The sequence below is a fragment of the Erwinia sp. LJJL01 genome (assembly GCF_047300805.2).
GTDB lineage: Bacteria > Pseudomonadota > Gammaproteobacteria > Enterobacterales > Enterobacteriaceae > Erwinia > Erwinia aphidicola.
Window position 1 is genome coordinate 31,491 of sequence record NZ_CP178574.1, and the last position, 23,666, is coordinate 55,156.

The 23,666-nt window shown below is 52.8% G+C and carries 24 protein-coding genes and 1 pseudogene; 12 read left to right on the forward strand and 13 right to left on the reverse strand.

The features are described from left to right. The first annotated feature begins 152 nt into the window (after window positions 1–152). Window positions 153–947, forward strand: coding sequence for a lipid II-degrading bacteriocin (locus ACLI4M_RS00155; RefSeq protein ID WP_133625240.1), 795 nt, complete (start codon window positions 153–155; stop codon window positions 945–947). A gap of 61 nt (window positions 948–1,008) precedes the next feature. Here ACLI4M_RS00155 and ACLI4M_RS00160 read toward each other — a convergent pair whose 3' ends face one another. From ACLI4M_RS00160 to ACLI4M_RS00170, 3 genes are read right to left on the reverse strand one after another with little or no spacing between them, the layout of a single operon-like run. Continuing rightward, complete coding sequence (locus ACLI4M_RS00160) at window positions 1,009–1,821, reverse strand: MetQ/NlpA family ABC transporter substrate-binding protein (RefSeq protein WP_133625239.1); 813 nt, start codon at window positions 1,819–1,821, stop codon at window positions 1,009–1,011. Window positions 1,822–1,838: 17 nt separating this feature from the next. Then, entirely contained in the window at window positions 1,839–2,507 is a 669-nt protein-coding gene (locus ACLI4M_RS00165; protein WP_133625238.1) for a methionine ABC transporter permease, read from the reverse strand. Next, on the reverse strand, window positions 2,500–3,525 hold the full coding sequence (locus tag ACLI4M_RS00170) for a methionine ABC transporter ATP-binding protein (RefSeq protein ID WP_133625237.1): 1,026 nt from the start codon (window positions 3,523–3,525) through the stop codon (window positions 2,500–2,502). Before ACLI4M_RS00170 ends, ACLI4M_RS00165 begins: the two co-directional genes overlap by 8 nt. A gap of 254 nt (window positions 3,526–3,779) precedes the next feature. Here ACLI4M_RS00170 and ACLI4M_RS00175 point away from each other — a divergent pair, with 254 nt between their 5' ends. Next, window positions 3,780–4,439 (forward strand): DUF1345 domain-containing protein, encoded by a 660-nt coding sequence (locus tag ACLI4M_RS00175; RefSeq protein ID WP_133625236.1) that lies wholly within the window; start codon window positions 3,780–3,782, stop codon window positions 4,437–4,439. Between the two features lie 46 nt (window positions 4,440–4,485). Here the strand turns inward: ACLI4M_RS00175 and ACLI4M_RS00180 are convergent, their stop codons facing one another. From ACLI4M_RS00180 to ACLI4M_RS00200, 5 genes are read right to left on the reverse strand one after another with little or no spacing between them, the layout of a single operon-like run. Beyond that, window positions 4,486–5,247, reverse strand: coding sequence for an amino acid ABC transporter ATP-binding protein (locus ACLI4M_RS00180; protein WP_133625235.1), 762 nt, complete (start codon window positions 5,245–5,247; stop codon window positions 4,486–4,488). Continuing rightward, complete coding sequence (locus ACLI4M_RS00185; RefSeq protein ID WP_048914864.1) at window positions 5,244–6,146, reverse strand: amino acid ABC transporter permease; 903 nt, start codon at window positions 6,144–6,146, stop codon at window positions 5,244–5,246. Before ACLI4M_RS00185 ends, ACLI4M_RS00180 begins: the two co-directional genes overlap by 4 nt. Further along, window positions 6,143–7,039, reverse strand: a complete 897-nt coding sequence (locus ACLI4M_RS00190; protein ID WP_133625234.1) for an ABC transporter substrate-binding protein — start codon at window positions 7,037–7,039, stop codon at window positions 6,143–6,145. The genes ACLI4M_RS00185 and ACLI4M_RS00190 overlap by 4 nt, the downstream gene beginning before the upstream one ends. 3 nt (window positions 7,040–7,042) lie before the next feature. Continuing rightward, complete coding sequence (locus ACLI4M_RS00195) at window positions 7,043–8,389, reverse strand: LLM class flavin-dependent oxidoreductase (protein ID WP_133625233.1); 1,347 nt, start codon at window positions 8,387–8,389, stop codon at window positions 7,043–7,045. Window positions 8,390–8,403: 14 nt separating this feature from the next. Next, complete coding sequence (locus ACLI4M_RS00200) at window positions 8,404–9,747, reverse strand: MmgE/PrpD family protein (RefSeq protein WP_432759784.1); 1,344 nt, start codon at window positions 9,745–9,747, stop codon at window positions 8,404–8,406. A gap of 97 nt (window positions 9,748–9,844) precedes the next feature. Here ACLI4M_RS00200 and ACLI4M_RS00205 point away from each other — a divergent pair, with 97 nt between their 5' ends. The 3 genes from ACLI4M_RS00205 to msrA all read left to right on the forward strand — a co-directional run bounded on the left by ACLI4M_RS00205 (window position 9,845) and on the right by msrA (window position 10,874). Continuing rightward, complete coding sequence (locus ACLI4M_RS00205) at window positions 9,845–9,985, forward strand: hypothetical protein (RefSeq protein ID WP_166643232.1); 141 nt, start codon at window positions 9,845–9,847, stop codon at window positions 9,983–9,985. Further along, on the forward strand, window positions 9,985–10,251 hold the full coding sequence (locus tag ACLI4M_RS00210; protein ID WP_133625298.1) for a HipA N-terminal domain-containing protein: 267 nt from the start codon (window positions 9,985–9,987) through the stop codon (window positions 10,249–10,251). The genes ACLI4M_RS00205 and ACLI4M_RS00210 overlap by 1 nt, the downstream gene beginning before the upstream one ends. Window positions 10,252–10,337: 86 nt before the next feature. Next, window positions 10,338–10,874 (forward strand): peptide-methionine (S)-S-oxide reductase MsrA, encoded by a 537-nt coding sequence (msrA, locus tag ACLI4M_RS00215; protein WP_048914869.1) that lies wholly within the window; start codon window positions 10,338–10,340, stop codon window positions 10,872–10,874. Here msrA and ACLI4M_RS00220 read toward each other — a convergent pair. After that, complete coding sequence (locus tag ACLI4M_RS00220) at window positions 10,871–12,178, reverse strand: MFS transporter (protein WP_133625297.1); 1,308 nt, start codon at window positions 12,176–12,178, stop codon at window positions 10,871–10,873. The two genes, msrA and ACLI4M_RS00220, sit on opposite strands and share 4 nt — an antisense overlap. Window positions 12,179–12,288: 110 nt before the next feature. Here ACLI4M_RS00220 and ACLI4M_RS00225 point away from each other — a divergent pair, with 110 nt between their 5' ends. Beyond that, window positions 12,289–13,197 carry a LysR family transcriptional regulator gene (locus tag ACLI4M_RS00225; RefSeq protein ID WP_133625296.1) on the forward strand — a complete coding sequence of 303 codons (909 nt, stop codon included), beginning with the start codon at window positions 12,289–12,291 and terminating at the stop codon, window positions 13,195–13,197. A 491-nt stretch (window positions 13,198–13,688) separates the two neighbouring features. Here the strand turns inward: ACLI4M_RS00225 and ACLI4M_RS00230 are convergent, their stop codons facing one another. Further along, window positions 13,689–14,039 (reverse strand): DUF3147 family protein, encoded by a 351-nt coding sequence (locus tag ACLI4M_RS00230; protein ID WP_133625295.1) that lies wholly within the window; start codon window positions 14,037–14,039, stop codon window positions 13,689–13,691. A gap of 354 nt (window positions 14,040–14,393) precedes the next feature. Here ACLI4M_RS00230 and parA point away from each other — a divergent pair, with 354 nt between their 5' ends. From parA to ACLI4M_RS00245, 3 genes are all read left to right on the forward strand, one after another. After that, window positions 14,394–15,020, forward strand: coding sequence for a ParA family partition ATPase (gene parA, locus ACLI4M_RS00235; RefSeq protein ID WP_048918721.1), 627 nt, complete (start codon window positions 14,394–14,396; stop codon window positions 15,018–15,020). Further along, window positions 15,017–15,229: a plasmid partition protein ParG gene (locus ACLI4M_RS00240; protein WP_048918722.1), complete on the forward strand. Its 213-nt coding sequence runs from the start codon at window positions 15,017–15,019 to the stop codon at window positions 15,227–15,229. Before parA ends, ACLI4M_RS00240 begins: the two co-directional genes overlap by 4 nt. Window positions 15,230–16,476: 1,247 nt before the next feature. Next, on the forward strand, window positions 16,477–17,454 hold the full coding sequence (locus tag ACLI4M_RS00245; RefSeq protein WP_048914834.1) for a replication initiation protein: 978 nt from the start codon (window positions 16,477–16,479) through the stop codon (window positions 17,452–17,454). Window positions 17,455–17,725: 271 nt separating this feature from the next. Here ACLI4M_RS00245 and ACLI4M_RS00250 read toward each other — a convergent pair. Both ACLI4M_RS00250 and ACLI4M_RS00255 read right to left on the reverse strand, forming a co-directional pair. Further along, window positions 17,726–18,202, reverse strand: a pseudogene (locus tag ACLI4M_RS00250) (ABC transporter substrate-binding protein); the annotation flags it as partial. Window positions 18,203–18,301: 99 nt separating this feature from the next. Continuing rightward, window positions 18,302–18,748: a winged helix-turn-helix transcriptional regulator gene (locus tag ACLI4M_RS00255; RefSeq protein WP_133625294.1), complete on the reverse strand. Its 447-nt coding sequence runs from the start codon at window positions 18,746–18,748 to the stop codon at window positions 18,302–18,304. A 78-nt stretch (window positions 18,749–18,826) separates the two neighbouring features. Here ACLI4M_RS00255 and ACLI4M_RS00260 point away from each other — a divergent pair, with 78 nt between their 5' ends. Next, entirely contained in the window at window positions 18,827–20,041 is a 1,215-nt protein-coding gene (locus tag ACLI4M_RS00260; protein ID WP_133625306.1) for an MFS transporter, read from the forward strand. Continuing rightward, the gene (locus tag ACLI4M_RS00265; protein ID WP_133625293.1) at window positions 20,038–21,396 is read left to right on the forward strand and encodes a pyridoxal phosphate-dependent decarboxylase family protein; all 1,359 of its coding nucleotides are present in this window, start codon (window positions 20,038–20,040) and stop codon (window positions 21,394–21,396) included. The genes ACLI4M_RS00260 and ACLI4M_RS00265 overlap by 4 nt, the downstream gene beginning before the upstream one ends. A 39-nt stretch (window positions 21,397–21,435) precedes the next feature. Here the strand turns inward: ACLI4M_RS00265 and ACLI4M_RS00270 are convergent, their stop codons facing one another. Further along, window positions 21,436–21,840 (reverse strand): H-NS family histone-like protein, encoded by a 405-nt coding sequence (locus tag ACLI4M_RS00270; protein ID WP_048914839.1) that lies wholly within the window; start codon window positions 21,838–21,840, stop codon window positions 21,436–21,438. Window positions 21,841–23,015: 1,175 nt separating this feature from the next. On the opposite strand from ACLI4M_RS00270, the gene ACLI4M_RS00275 reads away from it, so the two are divergent. Continuing rightward, complete coding sequence (locus ACLI4M_RS00275) at window positions 23,016–23,666, forward strand: Qnr family pentapeptide repeat protein (RefSeq protein WP_133625292.1); 651 nt, start codon at window positions 23,016–23,018, stop codon at window positions 23,664–23,666.

Here is a 23,666-nt window from a genome sequence, read left to right on the forward strand (position 1 = left end):
CAACTGACAAACAATTTTATTAAAAATAAAAATATTATTCATCATAAAGATCCAGACGCCCCCACAATTCGCCCTAAAGTTATACGATTTTCTCTATAAGGTAAATGAAAAATATTACACAGGATATTACCCTGTAATAATGGAGGTACATAATGAGTGAAGGAACAATGGTAGTTACCGCTCCTGTGGTTTCTGCGGGCGGTACTGGAGGCTATGGCGGTTTTAACCCTGGCGGTACGACCTCCGTTCCACCGGGACAAGCTCAGGCTATGGCTATTATGCAGATTTCCAACGGTGGGGCTTTTGATCCATTGCGCGGTAAGGAACTGGCTAAAAAGGGAGATTTGAAAGGGCTTCTGGCCTGGTGTCGGGAAATGATATTTTTTGACCAAGGCTATCCAGGTCCAAACTCTGCAATGGCCTATATGGGGCAGACTGCAGACTGGAAAAATTTTCAGATCAGTGACATGAATGACAGGTTAAGCGGTGGACCATACAGCGTGGTATCCGCTTTAGCCAATTTTCTATGGGGGAATGGTCGAACGATGGATACCGAAATTGGAAGCCTGGGCCTCAATTTAACACCGGATAGAATAAAGGATTTCGACAATGAAATAATGGCAATGAGTGCTCCTGGAGTGTACAACTTTAATTATAAATTCTCTTATGACACTGGTCTCGACAACATTTCAGCAGGTCTTTATCTTGGTTACATAAATTTGAGAATGGAAGGAAAATTTACTCGCAAGGAATCTGGTGAGTGGTTATTTGTTGGTAATATTCGGAGTTTTCAAGATACTTACGATTTTAATCCCAGCACCCATCGGTCACGCATTGGTGAAGCATTGACTACCATTGGCAACTTTTTGGGAAAAACGTTCAATGGGAAGGATTACAAAATCAATATAAATGGCCAACTTACGAATATAAAATTATCTGGTCACTGACCAATACTAAAAAGGGCTCCATAAAAGAAGCCCTATGATCCGAATAATAATAATCTTTAAATCAGTTATTAACCGGGATCACCGCGCCTTTGTACTTGGTGCGGATCCAGTCCTGAATCGCTTTAGAGTGCAGCACGTTAACCAGCGCCACGATATCCGGCTTCTTCTCGTCTCCGCGATGCACGGTAATGATATTGGCGTAAGGATTGTTCTCACCACTCTCCACCGCAATCGGGCCTTTCACCGGATCGAGTCCGGCATCAATTGCGTAGTTCGCGTTAATCACCACCGCATCGCCTTCGTCGTTGTTGTACATCTGCGGCAGCAGCGCGCCTTCAACGTTGGCGAGGAACTTCAGGTGTTTCGGGTTCTCAACGATATCGCTGATGCGCGCATCAACCTTACTGACGCCCGGCTTGAGTTTGATCACGCCCGCTTTCTCGAAGATGGAAAGAATTCGCCCCTCTTCCGCCACCGCATCACGCATGATCACTTTGCCATTTTCAGGCAGATCCTTCAGCGATTTGTATTTCTTCGAGTAAATACCAATCGGCTCGATATGGATTGCCCCGGCGCTGACAAAATCATAGCTCTTATCATCAGCATGGTCTTTCAGCACGCTGTTCAGATAGGGAATGTGCTGGAAGTAGTTGGCGTCGATATCACGACTCGCCAGCGCGGTGTTTGGCAGGATGTAATCCTGGAACGGTTTGATTTCCAGATCGATGCCCTGCTTCGCCAGAATCGGCTTGGCCTGCTCCAGAATTTCAGCGTGCGGCACGTTAGAGGCGCCAACGATCAGCGTATCCGCCCATGCACTCAAACTCAGCGCACCCAGAGTTGCTGCAGCCAGCAGCGTCAGTGTTTTTTTCATTTTGTTTTCCTAAAAAGTTATCGTTTATCGAGCCGTGTTGTAATGACATCACCTAAGAACTGGATGATAAAAACGATCACCAGAATCATGAGCGTCGCCACAAGCGTGACATCACTGTGGTTGCGCTGAAAACCTTCCAGATACGCGAGATTGCCAAGGCCACCCGCGCCGATCACGCCCGCCATCGCGCTGTAGCTCACCAGCGCAATCAGCGTCACCGTAATTCCTGACACCAGCGCCGGGGAGGACTCCGCCAGCAGAACGCGGAAAATCAGAGTGCTGAGGCGCGCGCCCATCGAACGGGAAGCCTCGATCACGCCCTTGTCTACCTCACGCAACCCAATCTCGACCAGGCGGGCGTAAAATGGGGCAGCACCGACAATCAGCGCCGGAAGTGCCGCATCGGCACCCAGAATGGTGCCAATCAGCGTTTTGGTGAACGGGATTAGCAGCACAATCAGGATGATGAACGGGATAGAGCGGAAGACATTAACCAGCAGGGAGATCGTCGAGTAAACCGCACGGTTCTGGAACAGCCCGCCGCGCGCGGTAAGGAACAGCGCCAGCCCGAGCAAAATCCCCAGCACAAAAGTTGCCACGCCGGACAGCGCGGTCATATACAGCGTTTCAACGGTGGCGGACCACAGTGCGTCCAGCTTCAGATGAGGAAACAGGGTCTCAAACATTTTTTACCACCTCGGTCGTGATTGCGTGGGCGTGCAGGTCCGCCAGGATATTTTCCAGCTGGGTGCTGCTGGCCGGGACCTGCAACCACAGTTCGCCAAAGGTTCCGTTGGTGGTTTGCGTCATTTTTCCATGCAGAATATTGAAAGGTAGTGCGTATTTCAGCGTCAGTTCACCGACGATCGGCTGCTGCGTGCTCAGCCCGACAAAGGTCAGCTTCAGCACTTCACCTTCGGTGGGATTGACCAGCGCCAGGTTAAAGGGTGTGTTCGCACTGCTGTATTCAGTGGTCTGCTTAACGAACTGGCGGGTGATTGGCTGCTGCGGGCGGGTAAATACCGACAGCACCTCGCCCTCTTCCACGATGCGCCCGGCTTCCATCACCGCCACGCGATGGCAGATTTTGCGGACGACATGCATTTCGTGAGTGATCAGCACGATGGTGAGCCTCAGCTGACGGTTGATATCCAGCAGCAGCTCAAGAATGGCGTCGGTGGTCTGTGGATCGAGAGCCGACGTTGCCTCGTCACACAGCAAAACATCCGGGCTGTTAGCCAGCGCGCGAGCAATTCCGACGCGCTGTTTCTGCCCGCCGCTCAGCTGGGACGGATACGCGTGTTCTTTGCCGCTCAGCCCGACCAGGGCTATCAGTTCCTGCACCCGTCGCTGGATCGCTGCTTTCGGCGCACCGGCAATCTGCAGTGAGAAAGCGATGTTTTCACTGACGGTACGCGACCACAGCAGATTGAAATGCTGGAAGATCATGCTGATTTTTAAGCGTGCCTGACGCAGCGTTTCACCACTGGCCTCGGCAATATCCTGCCCGGCGACGGTCACGCTACCGGAGGTTGGCTTCTCAAGACCATTCAGCAGGCGGATCAGGGTGCTTTTCCCTGCCCCGCTGTAACCGATAATGCCGTAAATCTGCCCCTGCTCAACCTGCAGGCTGACATCATCAACGGCGGTTACCGGGCCGGACCGGGCGTTAAATATTTTAGTAACGTTGCGCAAAACTATCATCTGATGCCTGTTTTCTGCCGTTTTATCAGCAAAATATGCTGATTAATTAAACTGATTATTTTTAATGCATTATTGGTAGCACTAATTGCCAAGTGATATTAATCAGGCCAGGATTTATTGGAAACGACCGAAAAAACATGGCTTATAACCAAAAGAAATATCTGAGGAACAATCTAAAGCTTGTCGGGAGGGGTTTCAGGCCAGCAGCGTCTACAGTTAAACCTCTATATCAACGTTAACTAAGCCCTGAACCCATGCGTATTTCATTGCAACATTATTTGCACGCCCGCCTGCGGCTGATCGTATCCATCACCGCCGGTCTGCTATGTTTCTTCCTTCTTCCTGCTCAGCTGGGTTTGCTTCAGCGGCTGCTGATCGGCTGGAACGTGCTGGCGTGGCTGTATCTGTTTTTCTTGTGGTTACGCATGCTGCGTACGCCGAATAAAGATATTCCGCATATCGCGAAAATTGAGGATGAGAGCGCCACGCTGGTGTTGAGCATGGTGACGCTCACCTGCCTGGTCAGTATTGTGGCGATTCTGCTGGAGCTGACCACGCTAAAAGCACTGCATGGCACCCCGCGCGTGCTGCACCTGCTGCTGACCGCCGCCACGCTGGTCGTGTCATGGGCGCTGCTGCCCACCTCTTTTGCCATGCATTACGCCCATCATCACTACTTACATCGAACGGCCAAGGTCACGCCGATGATTTTTCCTGAAAAGCCCGCCGAGCCGGGATACTGGGATTTTATCTACTTCTCCTTCACCATCGCCGTGGCGGCACAAACCGCCGACGTGGCAACTGGCACCACCGATATGCGACAGATCGCGCTGCTGCAGTCGGTGATTTCATTTGTGTTTAATCTGGCAATTCTGGGGCTGTCGGTGAACGTCGGGGCGGGGTTGCTGAGTTAGGGGTAATAAAATCATCTGCCTCAACGGGGAGGCAGACTTTAACAAGTTACAACACGCTGGCGAGAAATTCGCGCAGGCGCGGATGTTGCGGATTGTCCAGTAATGTGCGCGCATCGCCGCTTTCCACTACTGTTCCGTTATCCATAAACACGATGTTATCCGCCACTTCGCGGGCGAACCCAATTTCGTGGGTGACCACCACCATGGTGATACCGGAATGTGCCAGCTGCTTCATCACCTGCAGTACTTCACCCACCAGTTCAGGGTCCAGCGCCGAGGTCGGCTCATCGAACAGCATCACTTCCGGCTCCATTGCCAGCGCCCGGGCAATCGCCACGCGTTGCTGCTGGCCGCCGGACAGTTCGCGCGGCCACGCCTGCGCCCGGTGCGCCAGCCCGACCTGCTCCAGTAATTTCAGCGCGCGGGCTTCCACCACGGCACGCTTCTCACCACGAATGCGCAGCGGCGCATCGCTGATATTCTGCAGCACGGTACGGTGCGGAAACAGATTGAACTGCTGGAACACCATGCCGATGCGCTGACGCTGCGCGGCAACGCGTTTCTCCGGCAGCTCCACTAAATGCTGCCCCTTGCGGCGGTAGCCAATCATCGATTGCCCCACGAGGATGGTGCCGGCATCAAGTTTTTCCAGGTGGTTAATACAGCGCAGCAGCGTTGATTTCCCGGAGCCGGAAGGCCCGAGGATTACCGTCACCGAACCGGCGGCAATATCCATACTGATATCGCGCAGTACCGTTTTGCCGGAAAATTGTTTATGAATGCCGCGCAGGCTGATCGATTCACTCATGATTCCTGCTCCTGTTGCTGCGGCAGGCGGCGAAACCAGCTGCGTTTCGCCGGGCTGTTACCGCGGCTGAACCACGCTTCAACATAATGCTGGCCAATGGACAGTACTGAGGTCATCAGCAAATACCAGGCGGTGGCAACCAGCAGCAGCGGGATCACCTCGTAGGTACGCTGATAGATAATCTGTGCCGAATAGAGCACGTCCTGCAGCGCAATCACCGAAACCACAGCGGTGGTTTTCAGCTGACCGATCACTTCATTACCTGCCGGGGGCAGAATGGTGCGCATCGCCTGCGGCAGCACGGTCTGGCGGAAAATCTGGCCGGGACGATAGCCTAACGCTTTCGCCGCCTCCAGCTGGCCCGGATTAACGCTCTGTATCCCGGCACGGATAATCTCCGCCGCATAGGCCGACTGGTGCATCACCAGCGCAATCACCGCCGCGCTGAACGGGCTGATAATCTCGTTGGTGGTGGCATGCCAGACCTCGCCGATAAACGGCAGCGACAGGGTTAACTTCGGATAGAGCGCAGCGATGTTGTACCAGAGGAACAGCTGGACCAGCATCGGCACCGCACGGAAGAACCAGGTATAGGCCCAGCTCACCCCGACCAGCACTGGATTGGCCGACAGGCGCATCAGCGCCAGCAGCGTTCCCCCGGCAAAGCCGAACAGCACGGAGATCGCCGTCAGCTTGATGGTCATTATCACGCCGTTGAGGATCGAGGCTTCCGTCAGATTCTGCGCCACCACGTCCCACTCGAAGCGCGGATTGCTGACCACCGATGACCCCATCAGCACCACCAACAGCAGCACGATCAGCGCGCTAAACCAGCGCCCGTAATGGCGGTGACCGACAATGCGCAGCCCGGCGCCTGAGTCGTCAGGCCGCACACTCATTTGGCAATCTCTTCATTCAGGCCCGCTGTTTTCACCGCGCCGAAGCCAATTTCCCATTTATCGAGGATCTGCTGATAGGTACCATCTTTGATAAGTGAGTTCAATGCGGCCTGAATCGGCTTCTCCAGCGGCGACTGTTTTGGCAGAGCGATAGAGACGATGGTGTCCTCAATGGTGATTTCACCCGCTAATGCCAGCGGCTTAACGTGGCTGGCCTGGTAGCGCAGGCCTTCATACGGACCAAAAAACATCGGCACGCGACCGCTGATTACTGCCTGCACGCCCGCCGGACGATCCGGGAATACCGGGATAGTTATCGCTGGTTTTTTATCGGCAATACAGGCTTCGCTGGCGGTTTGCAGGCGGGTGATCTGCGACGTACCTGCTCCCGCGCCCACGGTCTTGCCACACAGCTCGGCGAAGGTGTTGACTGGCCCCAGCTCCGCATCTTTACGGGCGACCAGCGCCAGTTTAGATGCGTTGTAGTAGCCAACAAAATCAACCTGCTGCAGACGCTTCTTATTGGCATCGATATTAGACGCGGCCAGATCGTAACGACCAGATTTCAGACCAGGGATAATGTTGTCAAAGCCCCCGGTATCACGCCAGTGCACGGCCACACCGAGGCGGTCAGCAACCGCGCTGACAATATCAATCTCGCGCCCGGCCAGGGTTTTATTATCCGCCTGGTAAAAAGTAGTAGGCGGCGTGTTGGGGTTGGTTCCCGCCACAATATAGCCCCTCTTCAGAATATCTTCCGGCAGCGTAGCGTGCAGCGCCGCATCGGCCTTCGGCTTCACGCTGCTGGCAAAGGCAACATCCTGATCGGCGGCCAGGACGGCGGTGATTGGAGTCAGCGCCATTACGGCGGCAGTCAGTGCAATGTGTTTCATCAGTTACCCCTCAGTTGCCAGTGCAGGCACGGCAGCAAAATTTTCATCGATGGACGGCAGCCCCAGGTTTTCACGCAGAGTGCTGTAATGATATTCGCTGCGGAACAGGCCACGGCGCTGCAGCTCAGGCACCACCAGTTCGACAAACAGCTCCAGCTGATTTGGCAGCACCGCTGGCATGATGTTGAAACCGTCCGCCCCGTCCTGTTCCAGCCACTGCTGGAAGTCATCGGCGATATCTTCGGCGGTGCCCACAATCACCCGGTGACCGCGGGAACCGGCCGCCACGGCTGCCAGCTGGCGCAGGGTGAGGTTTTCACGCGCGGCGAGGTCGGTCAGCAGCTTGACGCGGCTCTGCCCGCCTTCCGTACCGCCAATCTCCGGCACCGGCCCATCCAGCGGATAAGCGGTCATATCCACGCCAAAGCGCGCGGACAGCTGTTCAATACCGTTATCGATATCCACCAGTTCATTCAGCTGGTTCCAGGTTTCCTGCGCCTCCGCACGCGTGCGCCCGACAATCGGCATCACGCCCGGCAGGATCAGCAAATGATCCGGCTGGCGACCAGCATCGCGCACAAACTGTTTCTGGCTGCGGTAGAACGCCTGCCCCTCTTCCAGTGAGGCCGCTGCGGTAAACACCACTTCAGCAGTTTCCGCCGCCAGTTTCTGACCGGCCGGGGAAGATCCGGCTTCAATAATCACCGGACGCCCCTGCGGGGAACGGGCGATGTTCAGCGGTCCCTGCACCTGGAAATATTTACCTTTGTGGTTGGCAGCGTGAATCTTCCCTTCGTCAGAGTAACGACCGCTCTCTTTTTCGCGCACGATTGCGCCCTCTTCCCAACCGTTCCACAGTTTAAAGGTCACATCGAGGAACTCGCGCGCCACATCGTAGCGTTCGGCGTGGGAAGGCAGATCTTCACGGCTGAAATTGCGCGCGGCATCAGCAGAGAATGAGGTCACCACGTTCCACGCACCGCGGCCACGGCTGATATGGTCGACCGATGACAGCGCGCGCGCCAGGTGGAACGGCTGATCGAAAGTGGTAGAGGCCGTCGCCGCCAGACCAATATATTTAGTCTGCACCGCCAACGCGGAAAGCAGCGTCAGAGGCTCCAGGCGTGACATAGTGGAAGGGAGGCGGTGAACGCTCGTTGCCAGCGCATCGCCAACGAAGAACATATCAAACAGGCCTTCTTCGCCTTTTTTGGCGATCCAGGTAAACCATTCGACATCGGTCGGAGAGCCTTTCGCCCCCTCAGCACGCCAGCCGCCCACGTGGTGGCCCAGCGCCTGAACAAACAGGCCGAGACGCAGCTGGCGCGGTGAGGTTTTCTGCACAGACATGGGAGATCCTTTCGTTATTGGCTAATCAGGAAAATAAGACGCTGCAGCGCGGCGCTATCCGCCAGGCATGCATCGTTGAAAATGGTTTGTGCCTGAGCGGCAGGCAGAGCTGCCAGACTGTTGCGCAGCTTGGCCTCGACGTCAGTGAGCGCTGCGGCGGTTTCACGGCGCGTAACACAGTGGCTGAGCGAGCTGCCGTTGCGCAGATAAAGCGTGACGCGATGGAAACGACGATCGGGATCGAGCTCATCCGCAGGCGCACTCGGGTCGGGATGGCGGCTGACGCGCGCGGCGAGTTCAGCAATCACGTCGTCAACCGGCGCTTCACTGTAATTTTCCAGCGCAACGCTGCCGTTCAGCAGCGCATCGGCAATCACGTATTCGAGGCTGAAACGCGCTTCAACGCCGTTACGCGGCGCGGTGATATTCGGTGCGGTATCGGCGCCTGGTGGAAAGCTGACTTCAATCCGTTCAACGTCAGACAATTTCGCGTTCGTCAGCAACTGCTCACGCAGGATGAATGCGGCTTCGGCCGCGCTGTGGGTGCCACCACAGGTCGGGTAGCGTTTAAACTCCAGGCCCGGTGAAACAATGCGCCACGGGGATCCCCACTCATGTAGCAAGTCAGCCGGCTGTCCGGCACCAAAGCCCAGCGCCTGCAGGAAGCTCTCCAAAACACCGCTGCTCTGCCCGGCGAAACCCGCCTGAGCCAGCTGTACGCTGTTGACCGCGCTGCGGGCGGCCAGCCCGGCATGCAGAGGTTTAGCCGCTGAACCAAACTGGCTGCGTAAACCGGAGGCCTGAGTCGCCGCCAGCCCGATGGCCACCTGCGTTTCGGCGTTACTGAGCTGCAATAACCGGCAGGCTGCGCCAGTGGCAGCAAGGGTTCCAAGCGTGGCAGTGCTGTGGAATCCGGCCGAATAGTGGCGCGTGCCGATGGCTTTCCCTAACCGGCCTGCCAGTTCTACCCCGACAACATAAGCATCGAGGAAATCCTCCACGCTTTGCGCTTTACGCGTAGTACTCAGCGCCAGCAGTGAGGAGAGCACCACAGTAGTGGGGTGGCCGCGGAAATTAGCGTGATAATCATCGAAATCCAGAGAATGACTGAGATAGCCGAGCTGCAGCGCCAGGTTTTCCAGCGAATGTTCAGCCGGGAATACGCGAAATATTGCGTCCAGGCCGCTTTCCAGTACGCTTCCGTGCAGTACAGGAAACAGACAGGCGAAGTAATCCATGACGCCAGCACGGGCATTATGCCGCTCAGTCGCGCCAGGATTGATGCTGGATAGCGTTTCTGCCAGCCGTGCAGTGAGCGAAATGTTCAAAAGACACCTTTTTTGATAAGGTATTGACATAAATCAATACGTTATAAATTACGGTTATTTTCTTTTGTTCGCAGTTGAGGGGCCAATATCCAACGGTTATAGGCCATTCCGAAATAAACTAAGCAGAATGATAATTCGCACTATCTTTTCTCAGGAAAACGGTATCTGCCACATTGAGACGCTGCTGCGCGCCTGCGCTGCGCTGGAGCTAAAGTTGGATATCAGCCCGCTGGAAAACACTCGCAAGCAGGATGAGGGAACCTGGTAATGACCGATCAGCGGCTTTACTGCTTTATGAACGATCTTCCGCTTGGCGAACTGACGCGAAACAATGGCAGGCTGTCGTTCCAGTACGATCCCCGCTGGCTCCAGTCGCCTCGAGGACAGGCCCTGTCCGCCAGCCTGCCGCCGCAAAGCCTGACCAACGCACTGACTCTAACCCCGCCAGAGTTTGATCGTCAGGTTGGGGAAGTTATCCAGCGCGGCACGCACGAAGCGCTGGCAAAATATCAGCGGCTGGCGGGTAAAGGCTAAAAACGCATTGACCTGCCGTTGCAAAAAGCTAAGGTTAATCCCATATCAATAGCCAATATGCAGGAAAACCCCTGAAGGAGTTAAACATGGCGACAGAATACGCAACTATTGGCGGAGGCTGCTTCTGGTGCACTGAAGCAGTCTTCAAACAGATTGACGGCGTGGAATCGGTCGAGAGCGGCTACATCGGCGGCCACACCGAAAACCCAACCTACAAGCAGGTTTGCAATGGGGACACCGGCCACGCTGAAGCTATCCGTATTGGCTTCAACCCTGACAAAGTCAGCTATGGCGACCTGCTGGATATCAGCTTTGCCACTCACGATCCCACCCAGCTGAACCGCCAGGGTAATGATATCGGGACGCAGTACCGCTCAGCGCTGTTCCCGGCAGATGCTGCACAGCTTGCTGAAGCGAAAGCGGCGATTGCGCGCGCGCAGACTGAACACGCCGATCCGGTTGTGACCACCATCGAAACCGATGCGAAATGGTGGCCGGCAGAAGATTACCACCAGGATTACTGGGCGGGTGAAGGTCAGGAAAACCGTTACTGCCTGGCAGTGATCCCACCGAAGCTGCAGAAGCTACGCAAAAAGTTTGCGGCGAAAACCATCAGCGGCTAATCATCGCTCTGCGCCAGCCGATGTGTGCTGGCGCGCTTTGCCGCCCTAAGTGCCACCACTACGGCAAGCAACGATCCCGCGGCCAGTCCTATCATAACCCGCTGAAAACCGCCTTCGGCACCGCCTGCCTGATAGATTTGTGCAGCAATGGCCAACCCAAGTGCGCCGCCGAGATTATGCAGCGTCCAGGAAATCCCAATCCCCTGCGCATGCATTGACGCAGGCAAAGCGCCAAGCGCCGCATTAACCGAAGGCCCGAGGATCGCACCCCATCCGGCCCCCATCAGTATAAATGCAGCGAAAACAGTAGTTATAGGAATATTGCCAAAGCTCTGTAGCATCGCTGACAGTGACAGCGCGATGAATCCTGCCGCCATCACAGGCCAGGGAGTGAAGCGGTCGGCAGCGTGGCCTGCAATCGGTGAAACCACCGCCATCACCAGCGTCACCGGCAGCAGCATCAGGCCGATCCGGGCATCACTGGGTTGAAAGACTGCAACCAGCTTGAGTGGGATCAGCATGAATGCGCTGCAATAAAATATCGCCAGCAGCACCGATAACATGCAGGCAGCCGCAAAGTCCTTATTGCGCAGCATACGCAAATCAATTAGCGGCTGGATCGTGCGCTTTTCTAAGGTGAGGAAAACCCGCAGAAACAGCAGCGGTATCAGCCCGGCATTCATCATTAACCAGCCTGAAATATCGAGTCGAACCTGCACATTCCTTGAGGACGTCGGGATGGCGCCCATGCAGTATATAAAACTGACCAGCATTAGCGGCACATTGATCAAAAAAACCGATCGCCAGCCTAACCAGCTGACCAGAATACCTCCGGCTATCGGCCCCAGAGCCAATCCTAAACCATTAGCAGCAAACAGCATGCCCAGCGCCCTGCCCCGCCCTGCAGACGGCATAACACTGACCAGTATGCTCGCGCTGACGGTATACAGCACTGCACACCCTGTTCCCTGTAACAAACGGCAGAAGTTCATCACTGTCAGATTGACCGCCAGCCCCGCTCCCAACGAGGCGACGCCAAACAGCAACATACCGCCGAACAGTACATGCTTAGCGCCAAAGCGCTCAGCCAGACGGGCTGACATTACCATGCAGCAGCACAGCGCCATCACAAATAGCGTCATCGACCACTGCATGGCAACCACGTCGCGACTGAAGTAGCGCTGCAGCGCTGGCAACGCGGTATTCACGATGGTGAAATCCAGGCAGCCAAGGAAGCTGGCCAGGCATATCCCGCTTTGCAGCCTGATTAACTGAGTGCGGGAAAGAGTGAAAGAAGTTGTCATGCAGCATTCCTGAAGGGAAAACATTAGCCTGCCACGATATTTATTCTTCAGTTACGCTCATTTTTCACCATACTGAAGAATCCAAATCGCCAATCTAAGAGTTGTTTTTCATGATTAATGCTGACCGGCTTAACAGCATCCGCGCTTTTGTACAGGCCGCTCAGGCGGGAGGGTTCAGCCAGGCAGCTTACCAACTGGGTCTATCCCGTTCGACGGTTGGGAAAGCCGTTGCCCGTCTGGAAGCTCGTCTGCAGGTAAAATTGTTTCAGCGCACCACCCGCTCTCTTTCGCTCACCCGTGAAGGTGAAGTGTTTTATCAGGACTGTCTGCAGATACTCGCCAGCCTCGATGCCGCAGAAAACCGTCTGATGGCACATGTCAGCGCCCCCTCAGGTCAGCTACGAATTGCAGCCCCTCCCCTGCTGGGTGAAAAATGGGTATTGCCGGTTATACTGCCGTTGACGCGACGCTGGCAGGGGCTTGGTCTGGACCTGAGGCTGTCCACACAGCGAGTAGACCTGGCCGCCGATGGTATCGATCTGGCCATCCGTATCGGCGCTCCGGGGCACCATGTCGATCTCACCGCTCATCTGCTAGGGCATCAGGCGCTACTGCTTTGTGCCTCCCCTGCTTTGCTATCTGAAGGCGATGTTCTTCATCGTCCTGATGATCTCACCGACTTTCCTCACCTCACGCTGCTGGAGCAGGGCCGCTCTCAACCTTGGTTGATTAAAAATGCGCAGGAAGAAATGATTTACTGGCAGCCGAATGGACGACTGCGCTTTAGCACGATGAGTGCCGTCTACGCGTCAACGCTGGAGGGTTATGGTATTGCGCAACTGCCACGCTGGCTGGTGAACCAGGACATTGAACGTGGAAGGCTGGTTGAAGTTTTACCGGGGACACGCTGCAGCAGTTTGCCCATTTATGCCGTGTGGCTGAGAACGTCTGTCATGCCTCGGCGGATACGTTGTGCTATCGATGCGCTCAAAGCGGCGTTTACTACCACTCCTTTATAAAGCCGATTCCCAGTCTGCGAGAATGGAAAACATAATATCATCGTTAAACGGCCGACTGGAGCAATGATACCGTTGGTTATCCCAGCAACCGCAGATAATCATGACTCCTATATCTATTTCCCGACCGATAGCTGTTGTCATTGGCGGTACAGGCGAAATCGGTCTGGCTATGGTTGAAAGACTTGCGGCCAGTCATCAGGTCTAGTCATTTGGCAGGACGGCTAATACTCAGGCAGGATTACAGGATTGCAGGATTGCAGGATTGCAGGATTGCAGGATTGCAGGATTGCAGGATTGCAGGATTATTTTTGCTTAATGTTGTTGTGACTGCAACCCTCTAAGCATTTCAAGATGCTAGACTCTCCTGGTCGTTGCAACATTTGAAAGGATTTTCATACCGACGATTATGGGATTATGGGATTATGGGATTATGGGATTATGGGATTATTTTCTCAGATCCCTGCTACGGTTTCCAACTCATAATTACGGTGTCAAATCAGATCAATTCCTGAACGACGAAGTAAAAGCGCATATCCCCAAAATATCACCACGGTCATCACGCATGAAGCCAGTAGCGCAATCCAGAAACCCCATCGTTGAAACATAAGCGGAAAGCAGAGAAACATTGGGAGGGTAGGGACCACATACCAAAATGTGTACCACGCATGACTGGCAATTTTTTCCTGTGTTTGCCCCTCCAGCTTCATCCATACAAGCACCAGAACGGTCACCAGCGGTAGGGCAGCCAGCAGCGCGCCAAATCGATCGCTTCGCTTTGCCACCTCTGAAACAAGCACAACAACTCCGGCAGTTACCATATACTTCACAATCAACCAGACCATTGGACACCTCTTCTCAAAATGACTCGCATTTAATCGGGTTTCATCAGGCCACAAATCCGTTATAGCCCGCCAACGTTACCGCTAACATAGGCAGTAAATCCCCGCATCTGATACAGACTATATAAATTAGCGCTAAGAAACCTGAAGTACAAAGGCTGAGCATGTCGCCTTTGAAATTACGATTACCAATAATTCTGTGATTCTGTGATTCTGTGATTGTTGCAGGGTATCTTATTGTTCCTGAAGAGGGATTACTATATCCTGTAATCATATAATCCCGTGATTTAAAAATCCCATAATCCTGGGATTACGTAATCCTGTGATTCACCAGAGATAAACTTTAGGGGGCGTCTGATGACAACCAAAATTATCTCCTTCCTGAACGGGAAGGGCGGGGTAGGGAAAACGACGACCTCCATCAATATCGCAACATGCCTGGCTCGCAAGGGCTTCAAGGTTGTGATGGTGGATACGGATCCTCAGGGTAGCATCAGCAATTGGTACGACGAAACCAAGTGCAAATTTGATTTGGCTGAAGCGGCATCCGAAAAAGAAGTTTATACCGTGCGTAAACAGCTGAAGGACTATGACTACGTGGTCATTGATGGCGCTGCGGCCATAACGGCGATATCTTCAGCAGCCGTTATGGTCAGCGATTTGGTGCTTATTCCGGTGACGCCTTCACCTCTCGATTTTGCTGCTTGTGGCGCGATTCTGGCGGTGGTCGAAGCGCGCGAAAACTTGCAGCCGGTGATTGCGCGATTCCTGATTACCAAAAAAGTTGCCTCTACGCGCATGCTTGAGGTCCTAAAAGAGTCAATCGAGGATACCGGTGTTCCGGCGCTTAAAACCGCGACGACTCAGCGACAGGTGTACATACGCACAATGCTGGATGGTGGAACCGTATTTGACACGACAGACGGCAGTGCAAAAGGGGAGATCGATGTGATGACAAACGAAATTCTGGAGCTGCTTGCATGAAAATGAAACTAGGACAACATCGGCAGTTAGCACCGGCGCTGGATGCAGTGAGTAAGCCACCTGCCGGGACTGTAAAAAAATTGCAGACTAATATCGACGAAGATCTGCACCGCAGGTTTAAGACGGCCTGTTTTATGCAGGGTCGTGAGATGAAGGATGTGCTGACAGAACTGATTGAGCACTGGCTTCCAGAGAATGAATCCCGCTAACAAGGATCCTCTTAGACTGGTCCCGCGGCATCTCTTTTTTTGAGGGATGTCCTTGCTTGAAGGATAGGTTTTTAGAGGATCTACTCAAAAAAAAGATCCTATAACGTTTGTTCTTTTCTTTATAGTTTAGATCTTTATAGTTTAAGGGGGTGTTTTTCTGAGATAAATCATATGATTACAGATGTTTATGTGGATGTTTTTCCTGTCTGAAGTGGAGTGATTTTCTGTTATATGTGGAGTTTTTTCCTGCTATACGTAGAGTTTTTTCCTGTTGATAACTTTCTGATCTGGCGAAATATTTTATGTGGAGTTATTTTCTGTGGATAACTTCTTCTCACCGTTGCCTCCTGATATTCATGCACGTTCCTGCCTTTCCTGATGAAAATCGAAGTTGTCACATCTTAAGAAATAGTCACGTTACATTGTCACATAAGTCAGTCTGAGTTAATCATTATCATAAAATTAAATCGTTATAACAATAAGTTACTACATTTCTGTATTTCTTATGTGGAGTGATTTTAGGTTGTACCTGTTTGACTAAGACATACGTGGAATTTTTTTATGTATGAGTCGCGTAACAGGAAAGGCTAAAGGTGGAAAAATTTTCTGTACTAAATTTTGATTGTGACCATGTCACTTTTCTGTTCCATATGTGGATGGATTTTATGTTTGGCATGCTGCCCAGTTCTCGAGTCGTACTCAAAGGTGGATAAATTTTCTGTTTGCCTGCGCAAAAGCGCCTGGCGGCACCCCTGTTGAATAGTTTTTCGCTAAAATGTGGAAAGATTTTCTAAGGAAATTTATTTTATCTTTTTGATAAACAATGAAATAGTGGTGTTTGTGAAATTACATATAGCCCCCTTCCCATGGACAGAGGGAGCCTCAGAGATAAGCCTGGCCAAAGGTGGAGTAATTTTCTGTAGTGTGTCCGAAGGTATGTGGAATGATTTTCTGATGGCCTGTTTCAGGCTGCCGGGCATATGTGGAAGAATTTCCGGTTAAGTTGCGCTGAGTTCTGGTATGAATATGTGGAGTGTTTTCCTGTTGCCATCTCGCACTTTCAGGATCGAACTACGACTAAATTGGATCCTGTGCTGCCTGAATGTGGAGGAATTTCATGCTAACACAAACTGCGTTACTTCTTAAATTATTGATTTTAAATAACTAATAATGATGTTATTTTACTTTACCTGAATATTTTTTGTGTGGAATACTCTGCTGTACATTCCACACAGGGATCCTGCTAAATGGAGCTAAACAAACTGACGGTCGTACAAGGTAACGATCTCCTTGAAGGGGCCTACAGTGTCACGCTGGATGAGATGCGGTTGCTGAACCTGGCACTTGCTCAAATCGACAGCAGGAAACCCCAGCCTGACGCGCTGTATCGCTTATTTCCCCATGATTATCAGCGTATTTATGGGTTAAATCCAACCAGTAGCCATCGGCAGCTGCGTGAAGCTGCCGAAAGCTTGATGAAAAAACCCGTTACCATCTATCAGCCCGATCGCAAAACCGGCAAAATGCGTACCGTCCAGCTTTCCTGGTTTTCCCGTCTTGAATACGTCAGCAGTGATGAGCAGAGTGCGGTGGTACTGCGCTTTGGTCAGGATGTTGCCCCCTATCTTTATGAACTAAAAGAGTCGTTTACCAAGCTTAATTTTATCAATATTGCCAAACTTGATACGGCTTTCTCTGTGCGGCTTTACGGTTGGTTAATCAAAGCCAAAAACCTTTACGGACGTAAGAGCAGTAAGGCGATTGAAGTGACGCTGGCTCTGGACTGGATGCGTGAAAAAGCCGGGCTGCAGGGCAAATATGAAGATTATCGTGACTTCCGCCAGAAACTGCTGGAGCCTACGCTGGCGCGCATTAATGCTAATACGGATATCTCAGTTATTTGGGAACCTATTAAAAAAGGGCGCACCGTAGTGTCGATTAAGTTCTCATACGTGGACGAATCTTCTCATGAAGCCAGTAAGCCGCTGCGCCCTAAATTTCCCCGCAGGCCGCGGGCGACGGTGGGTTCAGACCTGGAAGGAGAGTGGGCACGCCGCTGTATACATATCATGGAGCAGTATCGGGAACGCCTGGCTACTTACGATCGGAACGAGAAAGTCCCGTTGACGGACGTCAGAAAACTGGCAGCCTGGTATAAGACAATCGGTGATAAAAGCAGCCATAAGCGTGTAATGACGGAAGTCAGCGAGCGTGCAAAAAAATAGGTGACTAATCATATTGATAAGCCGCTTATTAACATTTTTTAGTACGGGCTTACCTGAGTTACACACCAGATTATCCCCCGTTTCTGTGGATAAATATGGCAAGCTTGCTACATAGCGATTATCGCAGTCTCAACAGCATCTGAATCCGTTACGGGTTTGCATAAAATTCTTCCACATTAGGTTGCGAGTCGGCTCACAGGTGGAAGAATTTTATGTAAGAATTACCGCCTTACCAGCCCGAATCGATGGTTGCGGTATCCTGCAGAAATCACGGCGACGGTTCTTTATAGAAGGACGTCACCGTTAGCGAAGCGATGACTTTACTGTGGTCATAGTTATTAATGACTTCTGATACCGGCAGGCGCTGTGCTTTATGCCCAAGGCCGTAGGTATCAAAGTTCTTCGCCAACGCGTTAGCATCCAGCGGCGTACCGCCAGAGATCGTCACGCCGGGACAGAGTTTAAAGGTGTATTCGGTGTTATCGGCGTTGCGCGTCCAGCTTTCGGCAATTCATGGCTCCACCTGTAAGGTCGCGGGATTCTGCCACGTTAATGTGTCGGTAATCTGATTGAGGGTGCCGCCGTTGGGATAAGAATCCCCAGCGGGAGGGTAACGGTTGGTATGCGCCTGCTGTTCCAGATAGATCAGCGTGCCGCTCTGAATCTGCTGTTCCCCGGCAGCGTTAGCCATTCCACTAATTAATGCCATTGCCCCGGCAATCGCCGTCAGGCGCCAAGTCACGTGCAGGATGAATGCCTTTATTGTCAGTTGAGTCGTCGCTGACGATAAATATGAAGCCTGACAAGGGGTAGGGTGAATCAGGAAATTCATCTAGCTGCATAATGATTAAGTAATTTTTTTAACGTGCGTTGAGTCAGCCGAAATCTCTTCTCCCTGCTGATTCAGCACGCGCAATGCCGCCAGCGGCTGCCCGGTGGCACTTTCCAGCAGCTGCGAATGGGCTTCACCTGGGGAAAATAACTCACTCTCACCAAATTGACGCAGGGCGACAATGAGCGGAAAAAGCGCATAACCACGCTCGGTCAGCACATATTCCTGCCAGGCGGATCCGTCGGAGGCGGGTTGGATCGTTAACAGTCCGCCGTCAACCAGGCGGCGTAAGCGGTCAGACAAAATATTGCGCGCCATACCCAGTCCGCGCTGAAACTCGCTAAAACGACGGCTGCCGTCAAACGCATCGCGCAGGATCAGCAGCAGCCAGCGATCGCCGATCAGATCGACGCTGCGCGCAACCGGGCACGGGGCCTGGCTTAAAGAGAGACGGTCCGCCATGTTTTCTTCCTTCGCTGAATTTGGTTGCATTTTAAAACCACTTCCGTCAGGCTGCAAATGGTTTTAATTCGAAACCAAATGGAGCGCAGTATGGTCAGTACGCCAGAGAACCCCCCTTTGTTGCCCGAATTGTCGTCGTGGCAACTGGCTCTGTTTGCCTGCAGCAGCGGCTTAAGTGTGGCCAACGTCTACTATGCCCAGCCACTGCTGGATGCGCTGGCGCTAACGTTCGCTATAACGCCAGCCAGTGCTGGCAGCATGATTTTTGCCACGCAGGTGGGCTGTATCGCCGCGTTGCTGGTGCTGGTCCCTTTAGGCGATGCAGGCGATCGCCGTAACCTGATGCGCTGGCAGCTTTTGGGGCTGATCGCGGCACTGTTATTAACGGCAGTCGCCAGTTCACCGCTGATGCTGCTTCTGGCGATGATGCTGACGGGCCTGCTGGGTACCGCAATGACGCAGGGGATGATTGCTTATGCCGCTTCAGCGGCCAGCGAGAGCAACCGTGGGCGGGTCGTCGGGATAGTTTCTGGTGGCGTAATGGTAGGGTTATTGCTGGCCCGCACATTTGCCGGGCTGGTCGCCGATGTGAGCAGCTGGCGTGGCGTATACCTCGTTTCGGCGCTGATGATGACGCTGCTGGCGGCGTTCATCTGGCGTAACCTGCCACAATTACCGCGCAGTGATTCAGGCAACGGTTGGCAGATGATGCAATCGCTGTGGCAAACGCTGTTGTGCAACCCCGTACTGCAGCTGCGCGGCATGCTGGCGCTGTTGATGTTCGCCAGCTTCAATATTTTCTGGAATGCACTGGTGCTGCTGTTACGCGATCCTCCGTGGCAGCTGAGTCATGGTCAGATAGGAGCGCTAGGACTGGCTGGCGTCATCGGTGTGCTGACTGCCAGCCGCGCCGGACGCTGGGCCGATCGCGGGCTGGCTCAGCGAACCAGCGGTGTTGCCCTGAGCCTGCTGCTGCTCAGCTGGTTGCCGCTGTGGTTAGGTGCGGGTTCTTTATGGTGGTTAATCAGCGGGATTCTCCTGCTTGATGCCGCCGGACAGGCGCTGCACGTCACCAGCCAGCAGCTGATTTTCGCCAGCCAGCCTGATGCCGGTGGGCGCCTGATTGCTGGTTATATGCTGTTTTATTCGGTAGGCAGCGGACTGGGTGCGCTGCTTTCCACTCAAGCCTATGTTCTCGGTGGGTGGTCGGCGGTGTGCCTATGTGGCGCGGCGGTTAGCCTACTGGCGCTGGTTATCTGGAGCTATTACGTGATGAAAAGGGGTCAACAATGAATGATCTGGAACTGCTGGCTGCAGCGGATGTGCGCGCCATGAATTATACGGCTTCTCTCCCGACGCGGCGGGTATTCCCCGACAGTGGTGCACTGGCCGGGTTGACGCGTTTTGATGAACCGCTGCCGCCGCAGGGGCTGCCGCCAGAGCAGACGCTGGCGCTGCTGGACGATGTTGGCTCCCCTGCCACGACTGCGTCTAACGGGCCCGATTACTTTGGTTTTGTCATCGGAGCTTCTCTGCCAGTGGCGACGGCAGCTGAGCGCCTGATGATTGCCTGGGATCAGTGTGCATCCAGCTGGGATAATTCGCCGGTGTCAGCCACTCTGGAGCTCCTTGCCGGAAAATGGCTGCTGGAGATACTCGATCTGCCCAGAGAAAGCGCGGTGGGATTCGGTACCAGCGCGACAGCGTGCACGCTCAGCTGCCTGGCGACAGCGCGGCGCGAACTGCTACAGCGTCACGGCTGGGACTTTGATCGGGATGGATTAGCTGGCGCACCAGAAATACGCGTCGTAATCTCTGAACTGACGCATATCACGGTAAAAAAAGCGTTGCGCATACTCGGGTTCGGCCTGCGCCATTTGATCGTCGCGCCGGTGAATGGCCGAGGGCAGATTGACCTATTACACCTGCCGGAGCTGGATGATCGCACCATTATCTGTCTGCAGGCTGGCGAGGTGAATAGTGGGGAATTTGATGACTTCGCTGCGCTGATGCCGCTGGCCAGAGCGGCAGGGGCCTGGGTACATATTGATGGCGCATTTGGTCTCTGGGCGCGGGCGTCAAAATTTAAAGCCTTCACGCAGGGAATTGAACAGGCAGATAGCTGGACCACGGATGGTCATAAGTGGCTCAATACCCCTTATGACTGCGCTATGGCGATATGCCGTCATTCCGCCGCGCTTTCGAGCGCAATGAATGCCGATGCGGGCTATTCTGCCGCCTCCCAGGATGCGCAAAAAAATCTGACGCTGGAGTTTTCCCGCCGTCCACGCGGTATTCCTGTGTGGGCTTCGTTGCGCACATTAGGGCGAGATGGCGTCGCGGCGATGATAGAGCGACATTGTTTGCTGGCGCAGCAGATAGGCGAGGGGTTAAGTGAGGCCGGGTTTGAAGTCATTAACCGGGTCGTCATCAATCAGGTTCTGTTTCGGGCATCCAGCGAGGCGCTTACGCTGAGAGTACGCGAAGCATTACAGACGTCGGGTGAGGCGTGGTTTGCCGGGACATTCTGGCAGGGTAAAGCGGCGCTGAGAGTCAGCGTGAGTTCGTGGCGCACGGAGGAAATCCATGTACAGAAATTTATCGTACTGATGGCAAGAATTTATCGGGAAATATTAGCAGAAGGGTAATTGCATCCGGCCGCACGGTGAGATGCGGCCGGTCAGCATTTACTTGATCAGGAAATCTTCAAGTTTCTTGCCAGCATCCAGTGCCTGCTTAATAACGGCCGGGGTACGGCCCTGGCCAGTCCATGATTTTGCTTCGCCGTTCTCATCAGTATATTGATACTTAGCAGGACGTGGAGCACGCTTGGCACGTGTTTTGCCAGCGGTATTATCAGCTGCAGTCAGTTCGCTTAAATCGATACCATCTTCCAGCAACATCTGGCGATATTTAGCCAGTTTTTCTTCTTTTTCTTTAATCTCAGAAGCGATGGCCGCATCTGCTTCACGACGTTCGTTCACTACCGCTTCGAGTTTTTCCAGCATCTCTTCCAGTTCAGATAAAGACACTTCACGAGCCTGGGCACGAAGGGTGCGAATGTTATTTAATACTTTCAGCGTTTCGCTCATAACGGAATCCATAACCTGTGAGTTGGTTTAAATTTGTTCACTATTGTAACGGAGACCAGTGTACAGACAATTCGAGGACGAAAAAACATTAAATTAAAAAAATGTTTCTTTAAATGTTACCTGGATACCGTTTCTCTTAAGCGGAAAACAAGGGGGGGCATAGGTATATTTACAACTTATGGGATAAATCTTAACAATCTTTAAGGTTAAAAGAGCCATCTGAAAAGTTCTTAGCATATTAATCACTTCTTTTATGACTATGCCATTTTAAGATTAGCCCCGTGAAGTCAGGCATTTTGAAGCTAACTCCTTTAAATCCTTACGCCATGCATTGGAGGGATAAGCGGATCAGGTGACGCTGTCACCTGCATGGATTCAACCCTGCGGATACTGTTCGAACTTTTATTCTCAGACAGGTCGCGTTGATTAGTGAAACTTTAAAGAATGGCAATGAGAAACGTAGCCTGATTGCTGTACAGTCGTTTTTTGAGGTGTAGTGCCGCCCGTTTCACCGGTTATTATCACTGAATGTCGGCCTGAAAAATTGGAGGTGGTGATGCGGTTCACAGGATTCTTAGGGGCTAACCATCCAAAGGGGCAGAGGGATGTTTATCAGCTGAATGTTTTTGACGCGTTAACCCCATTCCTGCAGAAGCACCCTTATATCCTAAGTAGCAACCCGGCGGCGTCTCGCATTTATCCATACAGGGTGAAACCAAGTCTCGTTTTCGGATGCCATCATTCCACCGCCGGTTTTATACTTGCAAGAGGTCTCACCTTAAACATGATAGCCGGCGGCGGTTTACTGCTGGTTACGACAGGTGGACGATAAGCCTGTTTATGCTTTTTATGCTGTTAGTCTCTTCAGTACAGGTGAAAAACGGAGAGGGATTGATACCTCCTGTGATTTCGTCCGTATTAAATTATGTCATTGAGATATGGCAGTCAGACTAGACATATTGGTCCGCGATAGCGGGACACAGGTTAAGTCTGGAGTCCTTTCCGCTGTCAGGTTAAGGTATTTGCGGCTTACCCAATTTAGTAACCCGAGTTGACAGGATTCTATAATCCTGTGATTACATAATCCTGAGATTACGAGATTACGAGATTACGAGATTACGAGATTACGAGATTACGAGATGGCAGGATGCTGCCGCTTTTTATGGAACCCCAACATGTCAACGACCAGGCAATACCGCAATGAGAAGTTCAGCTGCTCCCAGTTCACGGGCAGTATCGTTGAGCACTGCCAGTTTATTAATTGCGACTTTTCCTCGACAGACTTGACTGATACCCGCTTTCTCCACTGCCAATTCTACGATCGTGAAAGCGAGATCGGCTGTAACTTCAGCCGGGCAATCCTGAAAGATGCCAGCTTCAAGCTGTGCGACTTAACCATGAATAATTTCGGCTATGCCGAAGCGCTGGGCATTGAGATCGCCGAATGCCGCGTGCAGGGTGCGGATTTCCGTGGCGCCAGCTTTATGAATATGATCACGGCAAAAACCTGGTTTTGCAGCGCCTATATCACCAAAAGCAATCTGAGCTACGCCAACTTTTCTAAGGTGGTGTTGGAAAAGTGCGAACTGTGGGAAAACCGCTGGGTCGGCACTAACGTGCTGGGCGCCTCTTTTAGCGGGTCCGACCTCTCCGGCGGCGAATTCAGCTCGTTTGACTGGCGATCGGCGAATTTCACCCACTGTGATTTAACCCAATCTGTGATTAGCGAGCTGGATATCCGTACAACGGATCTTGAAGGCGTCAAGCTGAACAGCACGCAGCTTGCTATTCTGGCGGAACGCCTGGGAATTATGCTGGTCGACTAA

Coding starts and splice junctions, on each gene's coding strand:
- ACLI4M_RS00155 (WP_133625240.1), top strand. CDS start 153: ATGAGTGAAGGAACAATGGTAGTTACCGCTCCTGTGGTTTCTGCGGGC.
- ACLI4M_RS00160 (WP_133625239.1), bottom strand. CDS start 1,821: ATGAAAAAAACACTGACGCTGCTGGCTGCAGCAACTCTGGGTGCGCTG.
- ACLI4M_RS00165 (WP_133625238.1), bottom strand. CDS start 2,507: ATGTTTGAGACCCTGTTTCCTCATCTGAAGCTGGACGCACTGTGGTCC.
- ACLI4M_RS00170 (WP_133625237.1), bottom strand. CDS start 3,525: ATGATAGTTTTGCGCAACGTTACTAAAATATTTAACGCCCGGTCCGGC.
- ACLI4M_RS00175 (WP_133625236.1), top strand. CDS start 3,780: ATGCGTATTTCATTGCAACATTATTTGCACGCCCGCCTGCGGCTGATC.
- ACLI4M_RS00180 (WP_133625235.1), bottom strand. CDS start 5,247: ATGAGTGAATCGATCAGCCTGCGCGGCATTCATAAACAATTTTCCGGC.
- ACLI4M_RS00185 (WP_048914864.1), bottom strand. CDS start 6,146: ATGAGTGTGCGGCCTGACGACTCAGGCGCCGGGCTGCGCATTGTCGGT.
- ACLI4M_RS00190 (WP_133625234.1), bottom strand. CDS start 7,039: ATGAAACACATTGCACTGACTGCCGCCGTAATGGCGCTGACTCCAATC.
- ACLI4M_RS00195 (WP_133625233.1), bottom strand. CDS start 8,389: ATGTCTGTGCAGAAAACCTCACCGCGCCAGCTGCGTCTCGGCCTGTTT.
- ACLI4M_RS00200 (WP_432759784.1), bottom strand. CDS start 9,747: ATGTCAATACCTTATCAAAAAAGGTGTCTTTTGAACATTTCGCTCACT.
- ACLI4M_RS00205 (WP_166643232.1), top strand. CDS start 9,845: ATGATAATTCGCACTATCTTTTCTCAGGAAAACGGTATCTGCCACATT.
- ACLI4M_RS00210 (WP_133625298.1), top strand. CDS start 9,985: ATGACCGATCAGCGGCTTTACTGCTTTATGAACGATCTTCCGCTTGGC.
- msrA (WP_048914869.1), top strand. CDS start 10,338: ATGGCGACAGAATACGCAACTATTGGCGGAGGCTGCTTCTGGTGCACT.
- ACLI4M_RS00220 (WP_133625297.1), bottom strand. CDS start 12,178: ATGACAACTTCTTTCACTCTTTCCCGCACTCAGTTAATCAGGCTGCAA.
- ACLI4M_RS00225 (WP_133625296.1), top strand. CDS start 12,289: ATGATTAATGCTGACCGGCTTAACAGCATCCGCGCTTTTGTACAGGCC.
- ACLI4M_RS00230 (WP_133625295.1), bottom strand. CDS start 14,039: ATGGTCTGGTTGATTGTGAAGTATATGGTAACTGCCGGAGTTGTTGTG.
- parA (WP_048918721.1), top strand. CDS start 14,394: ATGACAACCAAAATTATCTCCTTCCTGAACGGGAAGGGCGGGGTAGGG.
- ACLI4M_RS00240 (WP_048918722.1), top strand. CDS start 15,017: ATGAAAATGAAACTAGGACAACATCGGCAGTTAGCACCGGCGCTGGAT.
- ACLI4M_RS00245 (WP_048914834.1), top strand. CDS start 16,477: ATGGAGCTAAACAAACTGACGGTCGTACAAGGTAACGATCTCCTTGAA.
- ACLI4M_RS00255 (WP_133625294.1), bottom strand. CDS start 18,748: ATGGCGGACCGTCTCTCTTTAAGCCAGGCCCCGTGCCCGGTTGCGCGC.
- ACLI4M_RS00260 (WP_133625306.1), top strand. CDS start 18,827: ATGGAGCGCAGTATGGTCAGTACGCCAGAGAACCCCCCTTTGTTGCCC.
- ACLI4M_RS00265 (WP_133625293.1), top strand. CDS start 20,038: ATGAATGATCTGGAACTGCTGGCTGCAGCGGATGTGCGCGCCATGAAT.
- ACLI4M_RS00270 (WP_048914839.1), bottom strand. CDS start 21,840: ATGAGCGAAACGCTGAAAGTATTAAATAACATTCGCACCCTTCGTGCC.
- ACLI4M_RS00275 (WP_133625292.1), top strand. CDS start 23,016: ATGTCAACGACCAGGCAATACCGCAATGAGAAGTTCAGCTGCTCCCAG.